We start from the raw sequence: 24,844 nt of genomic DNA on the forward strand, positions 1-24,844 counted from the left end.
CTCAGACTGCGACGGCGCCGCTGGTTCTGATCAGTTCGGCGCTGGACTGGAGTGTAGCAAAGTTGGCGATGACATTCACCACCGACTGCCTGTAGGCGGCCGCCTCGCTTGTTCCCGGCTGCCGGCAGGCCACGGCATCGACGACCACCTGATAGCGGTGGCTGCGGTGGAATCCTTCGACCACGGTGGCCAGGATGGTCTCGTCGAGGGAAAAGCCTGTGACCACGCAGCGCACATTGCGGATGCTGGACATGTAATCCACGAAACGCGACGAGCTGTAGGCCGACGGCAATGGGTGCTCGAACGTCATCTCGCCCGGACGCGGCCTCGTCTCCGCGATCCAATCGGTCAGCCTGGATGACGGATTGAACCACGTCGCCTGCGCGATGCGCTTCAAATGCATCACCGGCCAGAGGTTGTGGCGCCACAGCGTCAACAATTCAAGGCAGTGCAAAGTGGCGGCGTCGCCATCGAGAATAACGTGGCGACGCCTGGGGGTCAGATATTCAACCTGGAGATCCGCGCAGACCAGGACCAGCGGATCGTCGGGGATGGAGGCCGGCATCGTTTTGCGTAGAGCTGCACCAGTTTCAGCGGTCGGCGAGTGCGAGGTCCCGCAGCGGCGACGTCACCGCCCGCCCCGCCGAGGCATCGAGCACGCCCGGACGGTCCCAGTCGCCCTCGGGGCGGATGATCACGTAGGGATCGCTGTCCAGCGTGATGGCGTCCGGTCCTGGCTCGATCTCCAGCAGCATTTCCGTGTAGGAGAAATCCGAGAAGGTGATCTTGCGATTGTGGCCGAGCGGCTTGGCGCCGAAATGAGCCCAGAAATCGACCAGCCGGTCCTGCGCCTGACCATAGATCTTGCGGAACCCCTTGCGCTTCACATAATCGACGCTGGCCTGCACCAGCTTGAACGCGATGCGCGAGCGCCGATATTGGTGACGCACCGCAAGCCGCTCGACCTTGGCGAAGTCGCCGAAGAAGCGCACCCGCAAACAGCCGGCCGGCTCATTGCCGATGTAGCCGATGAAATGTGCGGCGACCATGTCGTTGCCGTCGAACTCCTCATCGAACGGACAATCCTGCTCGGCGAGATAGACCGCGGAGCGAATGGCCGTGACCAGCATGAGGTCGTTCGGATCGCGCGCAAGGCGAATGGTGATGGCGCGGGAGTCAGGCTTGGCGAGAGGAATCCTAGTGCCGTGCATCTGAAAAACTCCTTGCTTGGATGATCGCGCCCGGCATGAGCATCGGCTGCCGGTGCCAGGGGCGCTCGTAACACCAGAGGTCGGGCTGGAAGCTCGAAATAGGCGCGAAGCCCGTCGCCTTCATGATTTCACGTCCGGCCACGGTTGACGGCTGCGCATAGCAATCCGCGCCGCGAAACCTTATCTGCCGGAGATGAGCCGCGGCCTTGCCGAGACCGGCGATGCCGCGGCCGGTCGTCGCAATCGCCCAGATGTAGATCGCCGAAACACCCTCATTCGGGGAAGCGAGGTATTGCGTCTCGGGCGCCGTCAGACCGATATCGTCGAGCAGCAATGCATCATGCCCGCGGTCGTTGAGAAACAGGAAGGCCATGCCGCCGAGCAGATGGCCGTTCCGACTGAACGTCAGGATGCTCTCGGGATCGAAGGCGAAATACTTCGCAAGCTCCATCGCCCCGATCTGCACGCCCGGCACCAGGCGGTGCGCCATTTCCGAGAGCGCGGCGATTTCCCCGAATTGCGCGCAACGGACCTCCACCTCGTCGCTCAGCGGCAAGGCGTCGAAATCATGCCTTGCGGCAAACGAGCCCCTTTCCATACTCATGTCGTCCCTCTATCGTTCGGGGGTTTTGTACGCCGCTATGAGGAGAAGCTTAGCGGGTGGAGATCAGGAGTATGCAGCAACTATTGCACCGGGGTGCTGCATTGATGCAGCACCATGAAGAAGCGCTAAATGCGTCTTGGGACGATTTGAAGCTATTTTTAGCCTGCGCGAAATTTAAAAGTTTCCGTAATGCGGCCGAAGAGCTCGGGCTCACCTCCACCACATTGATGCGCCGGATCGACCGGCTCGAAGAGAGCATCGGCTGCAAGCTATTCCTGCGCGACCAGAGCGGGCTCACGCTCAGCGACGAAGGCACCGCGATGATCGCCGACGTCGCGCATATGGAGCGTCACGCCTTCAACGTCTTCCGCCGCGCCTCGCGATCCCACAACGACACGTCGGGCACGGTGCGCGTCGCGGTGACGGAGGGCCCCGGCAATTTCTGGATCCTGCCGCGGCTGATCGATTTCCAGAAGACCTACCGCAAGATCACCGTCGACCTGCGTTGTGCGATGGAGCAGGCCGACGTCGCGCGGCTGGAGTCGGACATTGCGATCCAGCTCGAGCCGCCGACCAATCCCGATCTCATCGTCGCCAAGCTCGGCCGGCTGCACATCTATCCCTTCGTCTCCAGGGACTATGCGGACCTCTACGGCGTGCCGGCGACGCTCGCCGACTTGCCGAGCCACCGCATCATCAAGCAGAGCGCGCCGCAGGTCGACGACGGCGCCTATGCCCGCGTGCTCGGGTTAAAATCGCTGGAAGGCATCGTCGGGATCAAGACCAATTCGTCCGTCGGCGTGCTCTACGCAGTCGAACGCGGCGCCGGCATCGGCTTCCTGCCGACGGTGTCGATCGCGCTCGGTGCACCGCTCGTCGCCGTCGACCTCGGCGTCAGCCACCACGCCGATCTCTGGCTGACCTATCACAAGGAGTTCCGCGGCTCCGAGCGGCACAAGATCGTGGTCGACTGGCTGAAGCGGATCTTCGACCCCAAGACCCATCCCTGCTTCCGCGACGAGTTCATCCATCCGAACGCGCTGGTGCCGATGATGACGGCCGCGCGCGAAGGCTTTGGATTGTCCGGATACGTTGCAGCGACGCCGAAATAAGCGAAGCAATTATTTGAGCATGATCTCCGCGCAAACGCGTTCCGCATTTGTCGCGAGGGAAAACCGCTGCACACTTTTCCGGATCATGCTTGTCACCACCGATATTCGAAGCCGATCGTGCCCTGGTGCGACGTCAGCTCGTTGCGGAACTTGCCGTCGTAGTTGACGTAGAGCCGCGCGGTGTTGGTCAGGCTGAGTGATGCCGAGGCGCCGGCGTCCATGCCGTATCGGCTCTCGCCGATGCCGGGGACGATGATGTTCTGGGTGCCGAGGCTGACCTGGACCGCGCCCAGATCCTGATAGAAATTGTCGACGAACTTGCCGTAGGCCGAGAGGTCCAGGATCTTCTGGTCGAAGATGAAGTAGCGCCCGATCTCGGCGCCGATCATGACGCGCGCGCGCGCGATCGCGCTCGAGCCGACGTTGAGCGGATCGAGTCCGCCCGCCTCCTGGAACGCCGCGCCGGTGGCCCGCACATATTCGAGCGCGCCCTTGGGCACGACGCGCATCTGGTCCTTGGTCCAGTAATAGCTGATCTCGGTCAGCGCGCCGTCGACCGCGGCGCGATAGCCCGCCGTCGCCAGGCCAAAGCCGGTGTCGCGGCTGGAATGGACCTTGCCGAAACCGTGCACCACCGCAAAGGCCCAGGTCCACGGTCCCTTGTCGACGGAGCCGTTGAAGCCGATCTGGGTCAGGTCGAGCGTCGCCGACTGCAGCGCGAGCGGCACATCGATGTCGGTATGGCTCTGGTCGACGGAGAAGCCGAGATTGACGCCCGGCGCCACCCGCGCACCGAACCCGGCGACGCCGCCGAACGTCTTGCGCTTGTCGCCGACGAAATCGCCCTGCGGATCGGTCCGGACCGAAACGCCGTAGCCCTCATACCAGGTGCGGTAACGCGGATCCTCCGTGCTCAGCGAGGCTCCGCCACCGCCAGAATTGGTGCGTGACGTCCGGTTGAAACCGTTCGACGCCTGGTTGCCGAGCCGCTCCAGAAATCCCGAACCAAGATTGAGCGTGGCATTGCCGGCGGACTGGTCGTAATTGATCGACGTCGGGACCGGGATCGGGGTCGGAGACGGCGTGGGCGTTGGCGTTGGTGTTGGCGTCGGAGTAGGCGTCGGGCTCTGCGCAAAAGCCGGCGTCGCCGCCGACATCATCACGACGAATGCCAAGGCCATCGCAATCGCGGCCGCGACCCGGCGGACGCGGTCCAGCCCGATCGTCTGCCGTGTTCCGGAGGGCTGCGAGGGGCAGCTCATGATGACAAATCCTGAAGCGAATGACGGCGCGCAAAAATGCAACACGAGCTGAAGCGCATGCGGCGATTTGTGCTGAAGTGCCACGGAGGGTCAACCGGTTGCTACGCCTTGGCCGGGGCGATTGCCCCTGATTGTGCTTCCGCGGCCACAGGTCGAAATTAGCGCGTGGGACATCCGCGGTGCGGTCTTGAAATTCGCGCGCGGCTTGCTAGCGCGCGGTTTTCGTGTTGGAATACCGCACACAATCGGAATTGGCCGCTCGGCTGTGCGTTTCGCGACAGACTCAAGACTCGAACAGACTTCCGGAAGCCCGTTTGTGACGTGGCACGCGAAAAGCGGCCGCGTCCTTTTTGTATCTAGCGGAGGAGACTAACGATGCCACAAAAGGGCACCGTCAAATGGTTCAACCCGACCAAGGGCTATGGGTTCATCAAGCCGAACGGCAGCGATAAGGACGTGTTCGTCCACATCTCCGCCGTCGAGCGCGCCGGACTCTCCACCCTCAATGAAAACCAGGTGGTTGAATACGACCTCGTGGAGAACCGCGGCAAAGCATCTGCGGAGAACCTCAAGGTCTCCTGATTTCTCTCAAAGCCAAAGCGCGAGAGATCATGACGTTGCCCCCGGCTCTGCCGGGGGATTTTGTTTGAGGGCCACCGAAACGCGGCCGCGCTTCAGCTCGCCACCGGCGCGACGAGAAAATTTTCCGACGCCGAACTGCCCGCCGTCCTGCAGACATCGCCCTCGATCTTGACCTTGCCGGTCGCAAGCAGGCTCAGCGCTGCGGGATAGATGCGATGCTCGACTTCGAGGATGCGCTCCGACAGCGTCTGCGCCGTGTCGTGATCGCTGACGGGAACCGCGCCCTGCATCACGATCGGACCGGCGTCGGTCTCGGGGATCACGAAGTGCACCGTCGCGCCAGACAGTTTGACGCCGGCGCGCAAGGCCTGGCCATGCGGGTCGAGGCCGGGGAAGGACGGCAGCAGGGAGGGATGGATGTTGAGCATCCGTCCGTACCAGGCCCTGGCGAATTCGGCGGTGAACAGGCGCATGAAGCCGCCGAGGCAAATCAGCTCGATGCCGTGCTGGTCGAGCGCGGCCTGCAGCACCGCCTCGAAACCGGCGCGGTCCTTGCCGAACGGCTTGCTCTCGATCACCTGCGTTTTCACGCCGGCCGCCTTGGCCCGTTCGAGGCCGAGCGCATCGGCCTTGTTGGAGATGACGAGCGAAATCTCCGCCGGGAAATCCGCAGCAGCCGCTGCCTTGATCAGCGCGGACATGTTGGAGCCGCGGCCGGAGATCAGGATGGCGACGCGGCGCTTCATCACAGCGCCAGTCATCACAATGCCATGTCGAGATGGCCGTTATAGACGACGCGGTGCTCGCCCTCGGCCGGGATCACGCTGCCGAGCTGCGCCACGGTCTCGCCGGCATCGGTGAAGACCCGCACGACCTCGTCGACCTTCTCAGGCTCGACGATCGCGATCATGCCGATGCCGCAGTTGAAGGTCCTGAGCATTTCGAGCTCGGCGATGCCGGCTTGCGCCGCCAGCCATTTGAACACCGGCAGCACCGGCAGGCGCGCCAGATCGATGCCGACGCCGAGATGGTTCGGCAGCACGCGCGGGATGTTGTCGGTGAAGCCGCCACCGGTGATGTGGGCGAGGCCCTTCACCGCGGCCGTTTCGCGGATCGCGCGCAGGCAGGATTTGACGTAGAGCCGCGTCGGCGTCAGCAGCGCGCCGCCGAGCGTCATCACGGGCGCGAACGGCGCCTGCGCCTCGAAGCCGAGGCCGGACTGTTCCACGATCTTGCGCACCAGCGAGAAGCCGTTGGAGTGCACGCCCGATGAGGCGAGGCCAATCACGGCATCACCTACGGCGATATCCTTGCGCGGCAACAGCGTGCCCCGCTCGGCGGCGCCGACGGCAAAACCGCCGAGATCATAGTCGCCGTCCTTGTAGAGGCCGGGCATCTCAGCGGTCTCGCCCCCGATCAGGGCGCAGCCGGACTCGCGGCAGCCTTCGGCGACGCCGGCGACGATCGAGGCCGTGGCCTCCGGGTCGAGCTTGCCGCAGGCGAAATAGTCGAGGAAGAACAGCGGTTCGGCGCCCTGCACCACGAGGTCGTTGACGCTCATGGCGACGAGGTCGATGCCGATCCCGCCATGCAGGCCGGTCTCGATCGCGATCTTGACCTTGGTGCCGACGCCGTCGGTGGCCGCGACCAGGATGGGGTCCTTGAAGCCGGCCGCCTTGAGGTCGAACAGGCCACCGAATCCGCCGATCTCGGCGTCAGCGCCCGGCCGTGCGGTGGCGCGCACCAATGGCTTGATCAGGTCGACCAGGCGGTTGCCCGCGTCGATATCGACGCCTGAATCGGCGTAAGTGAGGCCGTTTTTGCGGTCGGTCATGCCCGATTTCCAGTGGGTTTGCGGCTGGTTACGTCGAATTCCGGGGACGCGCAATGGCAAGCGTGGCGCCCCGCCCTATACTATGTAGATATCAACCGGTTCAGCCCCCAAGGGGCCGGAATTCGAGGTCAGGCCGGGTGCCGGGAAGCGCCGCGTGAGTATTCCGAACATCATTACCCTGGGCCGCATCATGCTGGTCCCGATCATCGTCTGGGCCATCGTGTCGAGCCAAATGGAGGTGGCGTTTGCCGTCTTCCTGGTCGCCGGCATCAGCGACGCCGTCGACGGCTTCCTGGCCAAGCGCTTCAACATGACCAGCGAGCTCGGCGCGCTGCTCGACCCCCTGGCCGACAAGGCGCTACTGGTGTCGATCTACCTCGCGCTCGGCATCTGGGGCGACATTCCGCGCTGGATCGTGATCCTCGTGGTGTCACGCGACATCATGATCGTCACGGCGGTGATCGTGTCCTGGCTGTTCGACAAGCCGGTCGAGATGAAGCCGTCGATGGTCTCCAAGCTCAACACGACGGCCCAGGTGGCCTATGCAGCGCTGGTGCTGGCCTCGCTCGCCTTCGGCTTCAAGCCGGGACCGTATGATATAATCCTGATGGGCTTCGTTACGGTGTTCACGCTGTCCTCGGTGTCGCTCTATCTCGTCGAGTGGCTGCGGCACATGAGTACGATCGACGCCAAATGAGTTCGGGTGCGGCCCTGCAAAAGGCCAACTCCCGATCGAATAGGTCTATCCTCTTCAAACACAGCCGGCGCGCCGGCACGGAGCAAAGCAAGCGTGGCAGGCCGCGTTCATCCCCGACAATTGGCATTTTCGCTTCCGCACGCGGAGAGCCTCAGCCGGGACAATTTCCTCGAGGGCCCTGCCAATGCCGCCGGTCTCGCTCTGATCGACGGCTGGCCGGAATGGCCGAACCGGGCCATGTGGCTCGCCGGCCCCGAAGGCTCAGGCAAGAGCCACCTCGCCGCGATCTGGGCCGAGGAGGCCGGCGCACGCTCGACCACGGCCAATGCGCTGACCGCAGCCAGCGTCCCCGGCGCGCTCGCGACCGGCGCGCTGGTGGTCGAGGACATTAAGGCCGGGGATTTTGACGAGCGTGCCCTCTTCCATCTGATGAACCTCGCCCGCGAGGATGGCGCCTATGTGCTGTTCACCGGGCGCGAGGCACCGGCGGCGATCGAGGCCGAGCTCCGCGACCTCCGCTCCCGGCTGCGGACGATTCCCGTGATTTCGCTGGCGCCGCCGGACGACCAGCTGTTCCGCGGCCTGATCGTCAAGTTCTGCGCCGACCGCCAGCTTTCCGTGGACGAAAGCGTGGTGAGCTACCTCGCGACCCGGCTGGAGCGGTCGTCGGCCGCCGCCCGGCGCGCCGTCGAACTGCTCGACGGCGAGGCGCTGCGGCTCGGTCGCCCCGTCACCCGGGCGCTCGCTGCCGAGCTGCTCCGGGATGCCTGACCGCCAAGGTCCCTTCGCGCCCGCTTGACGCGGCGGGCGCGCGGAACATCAATGTCATCGAAACGTCATCGCACTAACACATGCTCCGGGCGGTTTTGCGCATAAGTCGCAAATTGGGGCGAACTGGATGGACCGACTTCTCATGGATTCCGTGCAAGCTATTGAAACGAAAGAGAAAGCCACGGAAGCCGAGGGCCTGCCGGCGATCGCCTCGAGCCCCGAGCGATTCATCAATCGCGAGCTCTCCTGGCTGCATTTCAACCGCCGTGTCCTGGAGGAATCGGTCAACGCCAACCACCCCGTGCTGGAGCGGGTGCGATTCCTGTCGATTTCCGCAAATAACCTCGACGAGTTCTTCATGGTCCGCGTCGCCGGCATCAAGGCGCAGGTCCGCGAGGGCATCGCCGAGCGTGCCCCCGATGGCCTGACGCCGTCCGAGCAACTCGTGCTGATCAACCGCACCGTCTCGCAGCTCGCCTCCGACCAGCAGGCGATCTGGGCCGCTTTGCGTGGCACGCTCGCCGAGGTCGGCATCGTGCTGGTCGACGGCAAGGAGGTCACCAAGGCGGAGCGTACCTGGCTGGAGGATTATTTCCTCAACAACGTATTCCCGCTGCTGACGCCGCTGGCGATCGATCCGGCCCACCCCTTCCCGTTCATCCCGAGCCTCGGCTTCACCATCGCGCTCCAGCTCACGCGCGAGGCCGACGGCAAGCCGATGAACGCGCTGATCCGCATGCCCGGCAAGATCGACCGGTTCATCCGTCTGCCGACCGAGGGCAAAGCCGTGCGCCTGATCTCGCTGGAGCAGGTGACCGGTCTTTTCATCAACCGCCTGTTCCCCGGCTACAGCCTCCACGGCCAGGGCGCCTTCCGCATCATCCGCGACTCCGAGCTCGAAATCGAGGAAGAGGCCGAAGACCTCGTCCGCCTGTTCGAGACTGCGCTGAAACGCCGCCGCCGCGGATCGGTGATCCGGCTCGAGATCGACGCCAAGATGCCGGAGCAGCTGCGCAGCTTCGTGCAGCACGCACTGTCGGCCGCCGACGACGAAGTGTTCCTGGTCAACGGCGTGCTCGCCATGAACGAGCTTTCGCAGCTGACCCGGCTCGACCGGCCCGACCTCGAATTCACCCCTTACGTGCCGCGCCATCCCGAGCGCGTGCGCGAGCATGGCGGCGACATCTTTGCCGCGATCCGGCAGAAGGACCTCGTCGTCCATCACCCCTACGAATCCTTCGACGTGGTGGTGCAGTTCCTGCAGCAGGCGACGCGCGACCCCGACGTCGTTGCCATCAAGCAGACACTCTACCGCACCTCCAGCAACTCGCCGATCGTGCGCGCGTTGGTGGAAGCCGCCGAAGCCGGCAAATCCGTCACCGCGCTGATCGAATTGAAGGCGCGCTTCGACGAAGAGGCCAACATCCGCTGGGCGCGCGACCTCGAACGCGCCGGCGTGCAGGTGGTCTACGGCTTCCTCGAGCTGAAGACCCACGCAAAACTCTCGATGGTGGTGCGCCGCGAAGGCGGCAGCCTCACCACTTACGTCCATACCGGCACCGGCAATTATCACCCGGTCACCGCGCGTATTTATACGGACCTCTCCTACTTCACCTCGGAACCGACCATCGGCCGCGACGCCGCGCGCGTGTTCAACTTCATCACCGGCTACGCGGCGCCGAGCGATCTGGAAAAGATGGCGGTGTCGCCGCTGACCCTGCGCAAGCGCATCATCGAGCACATCCAGGGCGAGACCGAGCACGCGCGTCACGGCAAGCCCGGCGCGGTCTGGATGAAGATGAATGCGCTGGTCGACCCCGATATCATCGACGCGCTCTATGAGGCGTCGCAGGCGGGCGTGCAGGTCGAGCTCGTGGTCCGCGGTATCTGCTGCCTACGCCCCGGCATTCCCGGCCTGTCGGAGAACATCCGCGTCAAATCGATCATCGGACGCTTCCTGGAACATGGCCGAATCTACTGCTTCGGCATGGGCCAGGGCCTGCCGAGCGCGAAAGCGGCTGTGTATATCTCGTCGGCCGATATGATGCCGCGCAACCTCGACCGCCGTGTCGAGGTGCTGTGCCCGCTGCAAAATCCCACGGTGCATCAGCAGGTTCTCGAACAGATCATGGTCGCGAATTTGAAGGACAATGAGCAGAGCTGGCAATTGTTGCCGGACGGGTCCTCAACGCGTATGAAGACCGCGAAAGGCGAGGAGCCTTTCAACGTGCACAACTACTTCATGACAAATCCGAGTCTGTCTGGCCGTGGAAAGTCGCTCAAGGAATCCTCGCCGCGCCGTCTCACGCGCCGAAACGAACGCCATCAGTCCTGACCGGAGATCCTTGCCGTGAAACGGCCGCGCAAGCGTGGCGCTAGCGTCGCGGTCATCGACATCGGCTCCAATTCGGTTCGTCTCGTCGTCTACGAGGGGCTGACACGGAGCCTGATTCCGATCTTCAACGAGAAGACGCTGTGCGGCCTCGGGCGCGAGGTGCAGAGCACGGGTCTGCTCGCCCCCGACGCCGTCGACAAGGCGCTGACCTCGCTGAAGCGTTTTCGCGCGCTGTGCCGCGTGATGCAGGTCGGCCGCGTGTTTGCGATTGCGACGGCTGCGTGCCGCGACGCGTCCAACGGTCCCGACTTCATCACGAAAGCCGAGCGCATCTGCGCCGTGAAGATCGAAATCCTGTCAGGACCGCGCGAAGCAAAACTGTCGGCGCTCGGCGTGATCTCGGGCATTCACCATCCCGACGGCATCGTCGGCGATCTCGGCGGCGGCTCGCTCGAGCTGATCGACGTGCGCAGGAACACCGTGCGCAGCGGCGTGACGCTGCCGCTCGGCGGCCTCGCGCTACAGGACCTCGCGCACAAATCGCTGAAGCGCGCCGACCGCATCGTGCGTGAGGCAATCGACGAGGTGCCGCTGCTCAAGGCAGGCAGCGGCCGCAGCTTCTACGCCGTCGGCGGCACCTGGCGCGCGCTTGCGCGCATCCACATCATCCAGAGCGGCTACCCGCTCCAGGTGATGCACGGCTATTCGATTTCGGCCGCCGAAGCGCTCGACTTTTCGCGTCGTCTGCGTCGCCTTGCAGCCGCCAACATGCTCGCCGACATCGAGATCGTCGCGGATGCGCGGCGCCCTCTCCTCACCTATGCCGCGCTGGTGCTCGAGCACATCATCCGGGTGGCGAAGCCGAAGACCATCGTGTTTTCGACCTTCGGGGTGCGCGAAGGCCTGCTGCACGAGAAGCTGTCGGAGAGCGAGCGCAACAAGGACGGGCTGATCTGCGCGGCAGAAGAGCTGAACCAACTGCTGTCCCGCTCGGCCAAACATGCCCGCGAGCTGATCGCCTGGACCGACCGCCTCGCGCGCGTGGTCAAGCTGCGCGAGACCGAGGAGGACCGCCGGCTTCGCCACGCCGCCTGCCTGCTCTCCGACATCGGCTGGCGCGTGCATCCCGACCATCGCGGCGAGCAAACGCTGAGTCTTGTTGTCAACGGCAATTTCGGTGCAATCACGCACACCGAGCGCGCCTTTGTCGGCCTGTCGGTATTCTACCGCTACGCGGGTCTCAGCGAGGAAAACCAGCCGCCGCTGACCATGCAGGAACTGCTGACACCGGCGCAGCTCGAACGCGCCCGTCTCCTCGGCGCAGCGTTCCGTGTCGCACATCTGATCTCGGCGGCGCGCCCGGGCGTGCTCCCCGCCACACATTTCCGTAGCCAGGGCCGCAATCTGATGCTGGTGTTTGAGCACAGGCTCGGCGACATCGTCGCCGACCGCGTCGGCAGCCGCTTCAAGCAGCTCGCCCGCCTGATCGGACGCAGCGGATCGATCGTGCGACGCTAGAGCTTATTCAGCGGCTTTTGCGTGCTCGATCGCGGCGTGGCTAAGCCTGCGCCGGCGCCAGATCGAGCCGACCAGCAGCACGACGACGACGCCGAGCGCCGCGCAGAGATATTCGGCGCCACCGCCGCCATGGGCGAATTGCGGCGGGATGTGCAGATTGGCGAGCATCTTGTCCAGCGAGGCGCCGAACGGACCTTCGGATAGCGTGTGCAGCTTCGGCGCGATGCCGGGATCGGTCGCGATCACCTCGCCCGCGATCCAGCCGAGCAGCGCCGCACCGGCCCAGACCAGGATCGGCAGTTTCGACAGCAGTGCCATGATCAGCGCCGCGCCGGCGACGATCAGGGGCACGCTTATGGCAAGGCCGAGCACCAGGAGCGGCACGCTGCCATTGGCCGCAGCGGCGACCGCAATGACGTTGTCCAGACTCATGACGATGTCGGCGACGACGACGATCTGAACCGCCTGCCACAGATGCGAGGCCGACTCGACGCCGTCCTCGTCCTCGCTTTCCGGCACCAGCAGTTTTGCCGCGATCACAATCAGCGCGAGACCGCCGACCAGCTTGAGGTACGGCAGCTCCATCAGGCTTACGACAATGCCGGTGAAGATGATCCGCAGCAGTACCGCGGCGCCCGCGCCGAGCACCATGCCCCACAGCCGATGCCGCGGCTTCAGGCCGCGGCAGGCAAGCGCGATCACCAGCGCGTTGTCGCCGGACAAAAGGATGTTGATCCAGATGATTTTGCCGACCGCAACCCAGAAGGTCGGCTCGGCCATCTCATTGCGGAACTGGGTGAAGAATGCCCCGATCGTGGCGGGATCGAAGATCTGCCAGAGCCAGTTCACAATCAGTCCTTTCGCCCCATCGCCTTAACTTGTCGGCTTTTAGCCGACGATCTCGTTGCCCGAGAAGAACTGCGCGATCTCGATCGCGGCGGTCTCCGTGGCGTCCGAGCCGTGAGCCGAGTTCTCGCCGATCGACTTTGCGTAGAGCTTGCGGATGGTGCCGTCGGCCGCCTTCGACGGATCGGTCGCGCCCATCGCGTCGCGGTACTTGGCAACGGCACCCTCGCCTTCCAGCACCTGGACCACGACCGGGCCCGAGGTCATGAACTCGACGAGCTCGCCGAAGAACGGGCGGGCCTTGTGGACGGCATAGAACGTCTCGGCCTGTTCCTTGGTCATGCGGATGCGCTTCTGCGCGACGATGCGCAGGCCCGCCTTCTCGATCACGGCGTTCACGGCGCCGGTCAGGTTACGCGCGGTCGCGTCGGGCTTGATGATCGAGAAAGTGCGTTCGATGGCCATGATCTTGTCCTTGAAGAGAAAAGGGTGGTTCGGAGTTGCGGGGCTTATATCGGCGCCGTTGCGATACGGCAAGCGACCGCCGGAACAGCCCACGGGCGCTTCGCCGCAGGTGCCAGGGGAAGAGGCCACGCCGATTCCAGCATGGATTACAACGATTTCACGCAGATGAACCCAATCTGAAGGCCGCATGAGGGGTTGGTTCAGCCTCGCTGGCGTAACGTCAGGTCCATCGAAACCAAAGCCTCCTCCCGAGGCGGACCGTTTCGGCGGCCTTTCCATCGACGCGATAGCCCCGCGCCGGCAGTTTTGAGGAGATCATCATGTTGAGGAAACTTTCGCTCGCTGCAGTCGCCGCGGTCGCGCTGGGTGCCGCGCTGGCCCCCACCTCCGCCTCCGCCCACTGGCATGGTGGCGGCTGGGGCTGGCACGGCGGTGGCGGCTGGCATCACGGCGGTTGGGGCTGGGGCGGACCGCGCTTCTACGCCGCCCCCGTCTCCTACGGTTATGGCGGCTGCTATGTGCGCCGGCTGGTCCCGACCCCCTGGGGACCCCGCTGGCGGCTGGTCAACCGCTGCTACTGAGCCCGCAAGCACGTTCCTGAAGTGCGTTCCTAAAATACCTTCCTGAGGTGCCGTTCCCCCCCTGCGGTACCTTCCAAGAGAGGCCCCGGCGTTCCCCCCGCCGGGGCCTTGTATTTGGGCAGATACGTCGAATTCATACAATTTTTACTAGAATGCCAGGCATTCCCAACGCTTCGCGAAACCATTTCGGGGGGCAATGACTTGGTACCGTGTCGTTACCCTGCACACACGGAACCCTGAGATGGCTGGCCTTTTTGCCAATGAGAGCGAACAGATCGACCGGCGCACCAGCCGCTCGATTTGCGATGCCGTGGGCGAGCGGCTTCAGCAAAGCCTTCGTCCCGAACCCGAGCTGCCGACACATCTCGAGCAGCTGATGGACGAGCTGAAGAGGCGCGAGCGCGACTCGCACTGACGCAAAATCGGCTTGCGAAAAATCGGGTTGCGTTTGATCCCGGCTGCGGTGACAAGGCCGCATGCTCTCCATCACCGACCTCTCCATCCGCCTCGCCGGACGCCTTCTGATCGATAATAGCTCCGTGCAGATCACGCCCGGCTCGCGCGTCGGCATGGTCGGACGCAACGGCACCGGCAAATCGACGCTGTTCAAGGTGATCCGCGGCGAGCTTGCCGCCGAGCACGGCTCGGTGACGCTGCCGCCGCGCTGGCGGGTGGGCAGCCTGGCCCAGGAAGCGCCGAACGGCCCCGAAAGCCTGATTTCGGTCGTGCTCAAGGCCGACCTCGAGCGCGACGCGCTGCTTCACGAAGCCGAGAGCGCCACCGATCCGCACCGGATCGCCGAGATCCAGACCCGGCTTGTCGACATCGACGCGCATTCGGCCCCGAGCCGTGCCGCGGCGATCCTGTCCGGCCTCGGCTTTTCCGCCACCGACCAGCTGCGTCCCTGTGCCGAATTCTCCGGCGGCTGGCGCATGCGCGTCGCGCTGGCCGCGACGCTGTTTGCGACCCCTGACTTGCTGCTGCTCGACGAGCCCACCAACTATCTCGACCTCGAAGGCACGCTGTGGCTCGAGGATCATCTCGCGCATTATCCGCGCACGGTGATCGTGATCAGCCATGACCGCGACCTCCTGGAGAGCTCGGTCGACCAGATCCTGCATCTGGAGCGCGGCAAGCTCACGCTCTACAAAGGTACCTACTCATCCTTCGAGGAGCAGCGCGCCGCGCGCGAGCTGCTCGATGCCAAGGCGGTCAAGCGCCAGGAGGCCGAGCGCGCCCGCCTGCAGGCCTTCGTCGACCGCTTCAAGGCCAAGGCCTCGAAGGCCCGGCAGGCGCAGTCGCGCGTGAAAATGCTGGAGCGGCTGAAGCCGATCACGGCGCTGGTGACGGAGGACGTGCGCGAGATCACCTTCCCGGCACCGGAGAAGCTGCTGTCGCCGCCGATCATCGCCGTCGACAACGCGTCCGTCGGCTACGATCCGGCCACGCCGGTGCTGAGCCGCGTGACGCTACGCATCGATAACGACGACCGCATTGCGCTGCTGGGTGCCAACGGCAACGGCAAGTCGACACTCGTCAAACTGCTCGCCGCGCGTCTCGCCCCCTTCTCCGGCAAGGTGACGCGCGCCGACAAGCTGTCCATCGCCTATTTCGCGCAGCATCAGCTCGACGAGCTGAACGAGGACGCCTCCGCCTACGACCACGTCCGCAAGCTGATGGGCGATGCGCCCGAAGCCAAAGTGCGGGGACGCGCCGGCGCGATCGGCTTTTCCGGCAAGGCGGCCGATACCAAAGTTGGAAAACTGTCTGGCGGCGAGAAGGCGCGGCTGCTGTTGGGGCTGGCAACGTTCTACGGCCCCAACATGATCATCCTGGACGAGCCGACCAACCATCTCGACATCGACAGCCGCGCGGCGCTGGCCGAAGCCATCAACGAGTTTCCCGGCGCGATCATCATGGTCTCGCATGACCGCTATCTGATCGAGGCCTGCGCCGACCAGCTCTGGATCGTCGCCGACCGCACCGTGACCAATTACGACGGCGACCTCGACGAGTACCGCCGCCTGGTGCTGTCCTCGCGCAACGGCGAGCCCGCCCCGCGCGAGCGCAGTGCGCCAAGCGAGAAGCCGCAGCGCCCGAAATCGGACAATCGCGGCTCGCTGAAGAAACGCATCGCGGAGGCCGAGAGCGAGATCGCGCGTGTCAGCGACATCATCGCCAAGATCGACACCGCGCTCGCGCTGCCCGACATTTTTACGCGCGATCCCAAGCAGGCCGCGCAACTGTCGAAGGCGCGTGCCAATGCGGCCGACGCGCTGGCGCGCGCGGAAGAGCAATGGCTCGAGGCGAGCGCGCAGTTCGATGAGGCGGCGGGCTAGCTTCAAAAGCCGAAAACAACCCCATGCACAGTAGCGAAGTTATTGAAAGAGATGAGCTAATCGGAACGCCCTAACGCTCCCGCATGATGTCGTGCCGGTAGCGCTGCAGCGGCGACAGCAGATAGCTCAGAATGGTGCGCGAGCCGGTCCTGATCTCCACGGTCACCGCCATTCCCGGCGACAGGCTGACGAGGCGGTCGTCCACCTGCATTTGCGTGCGATCGAGCGCGATGCGGGCGCTGTAGCTGAGCTCCTGTCCGCTGGGCTCGCTGCTGTCGTGTTGCGCGCCCGGCGCGCGGTCGCCGCCGCGCTCCGGCGGACGGTCGCGAATGATGGCGTCCTGCGAGACGCTCACGACCCGGCCTTCCAAGAGGCCGTAGCGGGTGAAGTTGAAGGTGTCGATCTTGATCGCGGCGCCCTGCCCGGCCTCGACGAAGCCGATGTCGCGGTTGGAGATCATCGCCTCGATCTCGAGCCGGGTGTCTGACGGCACGATCACGAGCAGCGACTGCGCCGGCGTGACCACGCCGCCGACGGTGTGGACCGCAAGCTGCTGCACGACGCCGTCGACCGGCGACGTCAGCTGCTGAAGCTGTGTCCGCTGCTGCGCCTTGATCAGATCGCGCGCGAGACCATTGGCCTTCTGCTCGCTCTTGGCGAGATCGTCGGACAGGCTTTTGCGATACTCGGCCACCGCCTGGATGCGGGTCTCCCGGATTGCGGCGACGGCTGCCTCGGCTTCCTTCAGATGGCTGCGTTGGACACCGAGCTCCTCCTGCTGCTCGATCTGGAGCTGAAGCGTCTCGTAATAGGTCAGCTTCGAGCCGATCTCCTTTTCCATCAGCGTCCTGCGGATATCGACGCGCTGCTCGGTCACGGGCAGCAATGCACCGAGCTTGTGGATCGTCGCCGCGATGGTCTGATGCTCGGCGTCCTTCTGCGCCTCCTGGCGTTCAAGAGCCGCGAGCTTGGCGCGGTGCTCGCCGACCTGGCTGGCGAGAAGCTGCTGCTGCGTCGCGACCAGCGATGGATCGGCATCCGCGGGCGGAACGAAATCGGCGGAGCCGTCTTCGCCGGCGGCCCGCGCCGCGCGGAGGCGCGCGCTGTTGAGCCGTTCGGCCATGAGATCGTCATGCAGGTGATCGCGCTCCGCCGCATTCACGGTCGGATCGAGCTCGATCAGCACGTCGCCTGATTTGACCGCCTGCCCGTCCTGCACATGAATGGCGCGGACGACACCGGTCTCGAACGGCTGCACCACTTTGCTGCGCCCGCTCGACACGACCTTGCCGGTCGCGGACGCCACGATGTCGATCGTGCCCCATGCAGACCATGCGAGCGCCGCGCAGACGAGGGCCATCAGCGCAAATGCGATGGCGCGGCCGATCGGCGACGGCGGGGTTTCCGTGATCTCCAGCGCCGCGGGCAGGAAGGCGGTTTCCTCGGCGCGCCGGCTGTTCGCGTTCCGGAAGGGAACAACGGTCTGATCCGGCTTTCGGGCCGCCGCGGTGCTAGCCGACCTCATAGATCCCTCCCTGGAGCCGGTGCAGAGTTGCATAGCGGCCGCCGTTCCTGATCAAGGCGTCATGCGTGCCGTCCTCGACCAGACGGCCGCGCTCGAGCGTGAAGATGCGGTCGGCGCCGCGCACGGTGGAGAGCCGATGCGCGATGATCAGGACGGTGCGGCCCTTCGCGATGTCCTTCATGTTGTCATGGATGATCCGCTCGCTCTCGTAATCGAGCGCGCTGGTGGCTTCGTCGAAGATCAGGATGCGCGGATTGGTCACGAGCGCACGGGCGATCGCGATGCGCTGGCGCTGCCCGCCCGAGAGCGTCGAGCCGCGCTCGCCGACCACGGTGTCGTAGCCCTCGGGCAGCTCCAGAATGAACTCATGCGCGCCGGCGAGCTTCGCCGCCTCCATGATCCGGTCCATCGGCAGGGTCGGATCGGCGAGCGCGATGTTGTCGCGCACCGAACGGTTGAACAGCATGTTCTCCTGGAGCACGACACCGATCTGCCGCCGCAGCCAGGCCGGATCGGTCATCACCAGATCCATGCCGTCGATCAGCACGCGGCCGCCTTGCGGCACATAGAGCCGCTGCACCAGTTTGGCGAAGGTGCTCTTGCCCGAGCCCGAGGAGCCGACGATGCCGACGGTTTGGCCCGCCGGAATATCGAACGAGACGTCGTGCAGGATCTCCGGCCCGTCGAGCCGGTAGCGGAACGCGACGTGCTCGAAGCGGATGTTGCCCCGCAGTGACGGCAGCCCGGCGCGGCCGGCGGAGTAAGCCGGCTCCGCGGCGCTGTTGAGGATGTCGCCGAGCCGCGCGATCGAGAGCCGCGCCTGGTGGAAATCCTGCCAGACCTGCGCCAACCGCAGCACCGGGGCCGAGACGCGGCCGGCAAAGATGTTGAACGCCACGAGCTCGCCGACGGTCAAGCCGTCCCCGATCACGAGCCGCGCGCCGACATAAAGGATCGCGGCGGTCACGACCTTGCTGACGAACTGCACGAGTTGGCTCGCGGTGTTGCCGAGGCTGGTGACGCCAAAACTCGCCGAGACATAGCCCGCGAGCTGCTCTTCCCAGCGGCGCTGCATCTGCGGCTCGACCGCCATCGCCTTCAGCGTCTCGATGCCGCTGACGCTCTCGACCAGAAAAGCCTGGTTCTCGGCGCCGCGGCGGAATTTCTCCTCCAGCCTGCGGCGGAACAGCGGCGTCGCCACCGCCGAGATCGCGATGTAGAACGGGAACGATCCGAGCACGATACAGGTCATCATCGGCGAATAGGCGAACATCACCGCCAGAAACACCGAGGTGAAGACCAGGTCGATCAGAAGCGTCAGCGACGATGAGGTGATGAAATTGCGGATGTTCTCGAGCTCCCGGACCCGGGCCACGGAATCGCCGACGCGCCTGGCCTGAAACCAGGCCATCGGCAGCGCCAGCAGATGATGAAACAGCCGCGCGCCCAGCTCGACGTCGATGCGGTTGGTGGTGTGCGAGAACAAATAGTTGCGCAAAATTCCGAGCACGGTGTCGAACAGCGACACGACGACGAGGCCGATCACGAGCACGTCGAGCGTCGACAGCGAGCGGTGCACCAGCACCTTGTCGATCACGACCTGGAAGAACAGCGGCGAGACCAGCGCAAACAGCTGGAGGAAGAACGAGGCCGTCAGCACCTCGCCGAACAGGCGCCGGTATTTGCCGATCGCGCCGATGAACCAGGTGATATCGAACTGGCGTCCGAGGTCGGATAGACCGGCGCGCCGGGTCATCAGGATCAATCCGCCGTCCCAGATCGCGCACAACTCGTCGCGCTCCATGAACACCGGCCGCAGCGCCACCGGCGACTGCACCAGCACCTTGTCGGCGGAGGCTTTTGCGATGACCATGAAGCTGCCGTCACGCAGCATCGCGATCGCCGGCAATGGGCTATCCGACAGACGGCCCCACTGCGTTCGATAGGTTCGTGCTTTCAAACCAAGGGATTTGGCGCAGCGGATGATGTCCGTTGCGCCAAAATTTGCAGTGCCTTGCCGGTGCCTGAGCTGATCGCGGTCGGCCGCCACGCCTTGCAGGTGAAGCAAGGTCTGGAGCGCGTCGAGCCCCGTATCGGTCGCGACCGCGTGCGTCGTCATGAGCGTTCTCCAGGCCGGAGCGTCAGGCGTGCTGCGGCGGAGCGAGCGTCTGGGTCTGCGCCGTGTGCGGATCGGCCAGCGGCATCGCGCCATGGCCGTCGCCTGTGGGAACGAAGCTCGCCGCCATGGCCTGGTTGAGCAGCATCGTGGCCGCCATTGCCGCCCCGTCCTGGATGAGGACGTTGTTGCCAGTACCGCCATCGAGGATGTCCTGGCCGGGGCCGCCGATGAGCACATCGTCACCCGCGCCGCCCGTCAACGTATCGTTGCCGGAGCCGCCGATCAGCACGTCATCGCCATTGCCGCCATTGGCAACGAGCTGGATGCCGCCATGCAGGCCGGAGGCCGTGATGACATCGTCGCCGTCGAGGCCGTTGATGACGAGCCTGTCGCCCGCACCGGCGTCGGCGATGTTGATGTCCTGGCCAAGGCCCGACACCGTGATGATGCCGTCGTGCTCGGTCACCGTGATGACGTCGCTGCCGGCGGTTCCGTTGATGGTCACGGTATCAGCGGCGCCGTCATTGGCGCCGAGGTCGAGATTGACCTGGTTCACCCCGGTGCCGGAGAGATCATTGACGGTGATGTTGTCAGCACCGCCGAGGGCGTTGAAGTCGATATGCTCGACCCCGTTCACATCCATCGCGATGGCGGCGACGTCGCGGGTGAACAGCACCCTTCCGCCATTGGCCGAGATGTTGATGTTCTCGTTGACGTTGGCGCCGTTGAACAGCAGCGTATCGGTGCCCTTACCGCCTTCGACGGTGTCGCTGCCGTCGCCGGGGTTCCAGACAAAGGTGTCATCGCCAGCGCCGAGATTGGCGATGTCGTTGCCGCGGCCGCCATTCACGATGTCATTGCCGGCGCTGCCGGTGATGGTGTCGTTGCCGTCGCCGCCGTTGATGTTCAGGCTGACGAGCTGCCCGGCCTTGATCGCGGAGGCATCGATGACATCGTTGCCGGCGCCGCCATTGACGGCGAGCACGTCGCCCGCATCGGCGTGCGCGATCGTGACCTGCGCCGCCAGGCCGTTGACATCGATCGATCCACCAGAGGTGACGACCTTGATGTTGTCGTCGCCGGCGCTGCCATTCACCGTCACGCGGTCCGCCGCGCCGTCACCGCTCTGGCTGCCGGGGCCGGCGCTGAGGTCGATCGCGACCTGTGTCACGCCGGTGCCGGTGAGGTCGTTGACGGTGATATTGTCGGCGCCGCCGGCGGCAGCGATCTGCACATGTTCGATGCCATTGAGATCCATGGTGATGGCGCCGACGTCGCGGGTCAGAAGCGCACGGCTTCCATTCGCCGAGATCGACATGTTCTCGGCCGCATTGGAGCCGTTGAACACCAGCGTATCGGTTCCCGTGCCGCCTTCGACGGTGTCGCTGCCGTCACCGGGATTCCACGTGAAGAGGTCGTCACCCGCGCCGAGAAGAGCGACGTCGTTGCCGCGGCCGCCGGTGACCTTGTCGTTGCCGTCGCCGCCGATCAGGGTGTCGTTGCCCTGGCTGCCGGTGATGGTGTCGTTGCCCGCGCCACCATCGATCGTCAGCCCGATCACCGCAGCGAGCGTGGATGCATCGATGACGTCATTGCCGCCGAGCGCCTGGATCACCAGCCGGTCGTTGGCAGCCTCTGCATTGGCGATCGTCACGACTTCCGGCAGGCCGGTCACCGTGACCGTGGTGCCGACTGCTGTGACCTGGATGTGCTGATTGCCGTTGGTCCCATTGACGGTGACCGTATCGGCTGCGCCGTCGCCTTGTGTGCCGCCGGGAACGGCTCCGAGATCGACGAGGATCTGCTTGACGCCGGTGCCGGTGAGGTCGCCGACGGTGATGTTGTCGGCCCCGCCCCGCGCATCGAACTCGATCTGCTCGATGCTGTTGAGGTCCATCGTGATGTTGGCGACATCGCGGGTGAAGCGCACCCGGCCGCCGTTGGCCGAGATGTTGATGTTCTCGTTGATGTTGGCGCCGTTGAACAAGAGCTTGTCGTTGCCCGATCCGCCTTCCACGGTGTCGCTGCCATCGCCGGGATTCCAGATGAAGGTGTCGTCGCCGCTCCCGAGCTGGGCGACGTCGTTGCCGCGGCCGCCGTTGACGATGTCGTTGCCGGAACCGCCGATCAGGAGATCGTTGCCGTCACCACCGGTGATCGTGTCGTTTCCTGCGCCGCCGTCGAGCGTCAGCGAGATCAGGCTGCCGAGCCCGTTACCCGCAGTGATGACATCGTCGCCACCACCGGCATGCAGTACGAGATTCTCCGTGGTGCCGATGTCGAGCGAAAATGGCGCCGGGCCCGTTTCGTCGAACCGCACGCGGGTGCCGTTCGCGGTGATGGTGAAGGTCTCGGAGGCATTGCTTCCGTTGATCTGCACGGTGTCATTGCCGTCGCCGCCTTCGACAACGTTGCTGCCGCCGCCAGGATTCCAGATCATGAGATCGTTGCCGGCTTCGCCAAACAATTGGTTGTCGCCGCTGCCACCGTCCAGGATATCGTTGCCCGCGCCGCCGAACAGCAGATCATTGCCGCCGCCGCCCTTGATCACATCGTCGCCGGCCTGACCGAACAGCAAATCGGCGCCCGAGCCGCCGGTGATTTTGTCATTGCCGTCGCCACCAAAGATATGCACCGCGGGCATCGGACCGTGGGCTTCGTTGACGGTGATCGTGTCGTCACCGCTCTGACCGAAGACATCGATCTCGTTGGTGTTGGCGACGGTGGGATCGCCGCCGAGCGTCTTCACGTGCCCGTTATTGATCAGAATGCGGCCGGACTTGTCGCGGCCGATCACGAGGCCGTTATTGGCGCTGTCGCCGAAAATCGTCAGCTGCCCCGTAACCGGGGAAAAAACAGAGGTAATAGACATCCAAATAATCCTTCGATCGATCTAGCCCCTCCTCTCGAGGCGTAGCAGCCGCCAACATGACAATCTTGAAGCGTTGCTTGAGACGCGCGTGATTATTCTGGAGATTTCCTCCAGATTTCCTGCGGGCGGGTCTTGGACAGCAACTGATGTGGCGCGCACATTGCATTGCGGAATTATGACGGCACGCTCCGCACGGATGCCTTGGCGGAATTCGATTGGGCGACTTTCCGGCTGCATTCGATAAAGCGCTCCGCGAGCGGCGTCAGCGTGCGATCCCTGAGCCGGATAAAGCCGATGGGCGACGGAGGCGACGTGACCTCGATCGGCAGGGCTTTGATATGAAGCCGCATCCGCTTGCCGCCGAACCGCACGACGGATGCGGGAACGAGACCCAGCCAGCGACCGCTCTCGATCAGGCGCAGGTGAAGATGCAGCGACACCGTCAGGACTCTTGCCGACGGCACCGCGAGGCCGTTGCTGCGGAAGACCTCTTCGTGCAGCGTCCGGGCCAAACTGCCGGGCTGCGCCAGGATCCACGGTTCTTCGATCAAATCGGCCAGCTTCAGCTTGCGCCGCTTGGCCCAACGGCTCTCCGTCCCGGCGACGATGATATTGGGCTCGTCGAGCAACGACTCCGCCACCAGGTCGGGTTCGTTCATGACGGCAGGAAGCCGCCCGAACACCAGCTCCGCCTCCCGGTTGCGCAGATTGTGATACTGCTGCACGGCGATGTTTTCGTGCAGCACGTGAAGTACGGCGCGCGGAAAATCCTGCGTGAACTGCTCGATGATCGCGGGCAGCAGCCCGGCGTCCGTCACGATCGACGAACCGATCCGCAGCTCGCCGGCATCCGGCTGCTTGATGAACTCGATCTGCTGCAATCCCTTGCGGATCTCGTCGAACACGGCGACGCCGGACTTGAGCAGTGCGCGGCCGTAATGCGTCGGCTCGACCCCGGCCGCACTGCGGTCGAACAGTTTGACGCCCAGCGTTTGCTCCAGCTCCGAGATGGTCTTGGACACGACGGGATAGGACACGGCGAGGTCTTCCGCCGCGCGCGTCATGCTGCCGGCCTCTGCGACGGCGAGCACGATGTGATAGTCGCGCAGCTTGACGCGACGACCGATCCGATCCGTCCATTTCATCGGGCACCTAGCTGATTGGTTAGGGGTATCCGCTCAAAATGGAACTAATCAGCTATGGCGAAATCGGGCAAGAAGAACCCGCGAAATTCAAGCGCTGATCGCGCAGCAACCCGAAGGGAGACCTACCATGGCTGAGACTTCAAAACCCACGATCGTCCTCGTGCACGGCGGCTTCGTCGACGGTGCCGGCTGGGAAGGCGTCTACAACCTCCTCAAGAAGGACGGCTTCAACGTCGGCATCGTGCAGAATCCGACGACATCGCTCGCCGACGACGTCGCCGCGACCCGGCAGATCATCGCACAGGCCGAGGGACCGGTCGTGCTGGTCGGACACTCCTATGGCGGCGTGGTGATCACGGAAGCCGGCAACGACCCGAAAGTGTCGAAGCTCGTCTACATCGCCGCCTTCGCGGCGGACAAAGGCGAGTCCGTCGCCTCCCTGATCAAGGACCCGCCCCCCGGCGCCGCCGTGCCGCCGATCCTGCCGCCGCAGGACGGCTACCTGTTCCTCGACAAGGCGAAGTTCGCGGCTTCTTTCGCGGCCGACGTCGAGCCGGCGAAGGCGGAGTTCATGGCGAACTCGCAGGTGCCGTGGGGCCTCAAGGCGCTCGAAGGCGCGGTCAGCGAACCGTCATGGCGGACAAAGCCGAGCTGGTATCTTGTGGCAACCGATGACCGCATGATCCCTCCCCCGGCCCAGCAGTTCATGGCCAAGCGTGCCGGCGCGACAGTGGTCGAGAGCAAGGGCAGCCACGCCGTCTACGTGTCGCGGCCGGAGGCCGTCGCCTCGGTCATCAAGAGCGCTGCGCTCGCCTGATGCGTGCGGACATCTGCCGCCGGCAGCGCCCGGCGGCAGATGAGGTCCGGCTATTCCACTCCCGACCACTGAAATGCCCGTGTCGCTTCTGCGCATTTGGTATTAAGCTCAGCGAGGTTTGCGTCAGCGCTTGACGGACGATCCGGCTTCATCATTGAGAGTGACCGACATTTTCGACCGCACGATTTCCAACCCGCGCGATCCCAAAC

The 24,844-nt window shown here is 64.7% G+C and carries 22 protein-coding genes; 10 read left to right on the plus strand and 12 right to left on the minus strand.

Annotation, left to right across the window (positions count from 1 at the left end; all coding sequences use genetic code 11):
- Position 1: 1 nt before the first annotated feature.
- From FXB40_RS12820 to FXB40_RS12830, 3 genes are read right to left on the minus strand one after another with little or no spacing between them, the layout of a single operon-like run.
- Complete coding sequence (locus tag FXB40_RS12820; protein ID WP_148772555.1) at positions 2-565, minus strand: isochorismatase family protein; 564 nt, start codon at positions 563-565, stop codon at positions 2-4.
- A 25-nt stretch (positions 566-590) separates the two neighbouring features.
- Positions 591-1,211: a GNAT family N-acetyltransferase gene (locus FXB40_RS12825; protein WP_148772556.1), complete on the minus strand. Its 621-nt coding sequence runs from the start codon at positions 1,209-1,211 to the stop codon at positions 591-593.
- The gene (locus tag FXB40_RS12830) at positions 1,198-1,815 is read right to left on the minus strand and encodes a hypothetical protein (RefSeq protein WP_187436849.1); all 618 of its coding nucleotides are present in this window, start codon (positions 1,813-1,815) and stop codon (positions 1,198-1,200) included. Before FXB40_RS12830 ends, FXB40_RS12825 begins: the two co-directional genes overlap by 14 nt.
- A 71-nt stretch (positions 1,816-1,886) precedes the next feature.
- Here FXB40_RS12830 and FXB40_RS12835 point away from each other — a divergent pair, with 71 nt between their 5' ends.
- Positions 1,887-2,927, plus strand: coding sequence for a LysR family transcriptional regulator (locus tag FXB40_RS12835; protein ID WP_148772557.1), 1,041 nt, complete (start codon positions 1,887-1,889; stop codon positions 2,925-2,927).
- Between the two features lie 92 nt (positions 2,928-3,019).
- Here the strand turns inward: FXB40_RS12835 and FXB40_RS12840 are convergent, their stop codons facing one another.
- Complete coding sequence (locus FXB40_RS12840; RefSeq protein WP_148772558.1) at positions 3,020-4,189, minus strand: autotransporter outer membrane beta-barrel domain-containing protein; 1,170 nt, start codon at positions 4,187-4,189, stop codon at positions 3,020-3,022.
- 375 nt (positions 4,190-4,564) lie between these two features.
- Here FXB40_RS12840 and FXB40_RS12850 point away from each other — a divergent pair, with 375 nt between their 5' ends.
- Positions 4,565-4,771, plus strand: a complete 207-nt coding sequence (locus tag FXB40_RS12850) for a cold-shock protein (RefSeq protein ID WP_007591938.1) — start codon at positions 4,565-4,567, stop codon at positions 4,769-4,771.
- 92 nt (positions 4,772-4,863) lie between these two features.
- On the opposite strand, the gene purN is transcribed toward FXB40_RS12850, so the two are convergent.
- Both purN and purM read right to left on the minus strand, forming a co-directional pair.
- Positions 4,864-5,517, minus strand: a complete 654-nt coding sequence (gene purN / locus FXB40_RS12855; protein ID WP_187436854.1) for a phosphoribosylglycinamide formyltransferase — start codon at positions 5,515-5,517, stop codon at positions 4,864-4,866.
- 14 nt (positions 5,518-5,531) lie between these two features.
- Positions 5,532-6,605, minus strand: a complete 1,074-nt coding sequence (purM, locus tag FXB40_RS12860) for a phosphoribosylformylglycinamidine cyclo-ligase (protein ID WP_148772559.1) — start codon at positions 6,603-6,605, stop codon at positions 5,532-5,534.
- A 154-nt stretch (positions 6,606-6,759) separates the two neighbouring features.
- On the opposite strand from purM, the gene FXB40_RS12865 reads away from it, so the two are divergent.
- The 4 genes from FXB40_RS12865 to ppx all read left to right on the plus strand — a co-directional run bounded on the left by FXB40_RS12865 (position 6,760) and on the right by ppx (position 11,926).
- Positions 6,760-7,302 (plus strand): CDP-alcohol phosphatidyltransferase family protein, encoded by a 543-nt coding sequence (locus FXB40_RS12865; protein WP_148772560.1) that lies wholly within the window; start codon positions 6,760-6,762, stop codon positions 7,300-7,302.
- Positions 7,303-7,395: 93 nt separating this feature from the next.
- Entirely contained in the window at positions 7,396-8,073 is a 678-nt protein-coding gene (locus tag FXB40_RS12870; RefSeq protein ID WP_148772561.1) for a P-loop NTPase family protein, read from the plus strand.
- Between the two features lie 142 nt (positions 8,074-8,215).
- Positions 8,216-10,408, plus strand: coding sequence for an RNA degradosome polyphosphate kinase (locus tag FXB40_RS12875; RefSeq protein WP_187436855.1), 2,193 nt, complete (start codon positions 8,216-8,218; stop codon positions 10,406-10,408).
- A gap of 15 nt (positions 10,409-10,423) precedes the next feature.
- Complete coding sequence (ppx, locus tag FXB40_RS12880; RefSeq protein ID WP_148772562.1) at positions 10,424-11,926, plus strand: exopolyphosphatase; 1,503 nt, start codon at positions 10,424-10,426, stop codon at positions 11,924-11,926.
- Positions 11,927-11,929: 3 nt separating this feature from the next.
- On the opposite strand, the gene FXB40_RS12885 is transcribed toward ppx, so the two are convergent.
- Positions 11,930-12,775 carry a TerC family protein gene (locus FXB40_RS12885; protein ID WP_148772563.1) on the minus strand — a complete coding sequence of 282 codons (846 nt, stop codon included), beginning with the start codon at positions 12,773-12,775 and terminating at the stop codon, positions 11,930-11,932.
- Between the two features lie 39 nt (positions 12,776-12,814).
- A complete protein-coding gene (gene ndk / locus FXB40_RS12890) occupies positions 12,815-13,237 on the minus strand; it encodes a nucleoside-diphosphate kinase (RefSeq protein ID WP_045000301.1) in 423 nt (140 codons plus the stop codon).
- Positions 13,238-13,557: 320 nt separating this feature from the next.
- Between ndk and FXB40_RS12895 the strand changes: the two genes are divergently transcribed.
- The 3 genes from FXB40_RS12895 to FXB40_RS12900 all read left to right on the plus strand — a co-directional run bounded on the left by FXB40_RS12895 (position 13,558) and on the right by FXB40_RS12900 (position 16,157).
- The gene (locus FXB40_RS12895) at positions 13,558-13,818 is read left to right on the plus strand and encodes a sulfur globule protein precursor (RefSeq protein WP_148772564.1); all 261 of its coding nucleotides are present in this window, start codon (positions 13,558-13,560) and stop codon (positions 13,816-13,818) included.
- Between the two features lie 241 nt (positions 13,819-14,059).
- On the plus strand, positions 14,060-14,233 hold the full coding sequence (locus tag FXB40_RS47880; protein WP_187436850.1) for a hypothetical protein: 174 nt from the start codon (positions 14,060-14,062) through the stop codon (positions 14,231-14,233).
- Positions 14,234-14,294: 61 nt separating this feature from the next.
- Positions 14,295-16,157: an ABC-F family ATP-binding cassette domain-containing protein gene (locus FXB40_RS12900; protein WP_148772565.1), complete on the plus strand. Its 1,863-nt coding sequence runs from the start codon at positions 14,295-14,297 to the stop codon at positions 16,155-16,157.
- Between the two features lie 70 nt (positions 16,158-16,227).
- On the opposite strand, the gene FXB40_RS12905 is transcribed toward FXB40_RS12900, so the two are convergent.
- The 4 genes from FXB40_RS12905 to FXB40_RS12920 form a co-directional block, all read right to left on the minus strand.
- Positions 16,228-17,682, minus strand: a complete 1,455-nt coding sequence (locus tag FXB40_RS12905; RefSeq protein ID WP_148772566.1) for an HlyD family type I secretion periplasmic adaptor subunit — start codon at positions 17,680-17,682, stop codon at positions 16,228-16,230.
- Positions 17,669-19,801 (minus strand): type I secretion system permease/ATPase, encoded by a 2,133-nt coding sequence (locus tag FXB40_RS12910; RefSeq protein ID WP_148772567.1) that lies wholly within the window; start codon positions 19,799-19,801, stop codon positions 17,669-17,671. The genes FXB40_RS12905 and FXB40_RS12910 overlap by 14 nt, the downstream gene beginning before the upstream one ends.
- Positions 19,802-19,823: 22 nt before the next feature.
- Positions 19,824-22,673 carry a beta strand repeat-containing protein gene (locus tag FXB40_RS12915; protein ID WP_148772568.1) on the minus strand — a complete coding sequence of 950 codons (2,850 nt, stop codon included), beginning with the start codon at positions 22,671-22,673 and terminating at the stop codon, positions 19,824-19,826.
- Positions 22,674-22,846: 173 nt separating this feature from the next.
- A complete protein-coding gene (locus FXB40_RS12920; RefSeq protein ID WP_148772569.1) occupies positions 22,847-23,818 on the minus strand; it encodes a LysR family transcriptional regulator in 972 nt (323 codons plus the stop codon).
- Between the two features lie 127 nt (positions 23,819-23,945).
- Between FXB40_RS12920 and FXB40_RS12925 the strand changes: the two genes are divergently transcribed.
- Positions 23,946-24,635, plus strand: coding sequence for an alpha/beta hydrolase (locus FXB40_RS12925; protein ID WP_148772570.1), 690 nt, complete (start codon positions 23,946-23,948; stop codon positions 24,633-24,635).
- Positions 24,636-24,844: the final 209 nt, after the last annotated feature.

Origin of the sequence: Bradyrhizobium rifense (genome assembly GCF_008123425.1) — a bacterium.
Lineage (GTDB): Bacteria > Pseudomonadota > Alphaproteobacteria > Rhizobiales > Xanthobacteraceae > Bradyrhizobium > Bradyrhizobium rifense.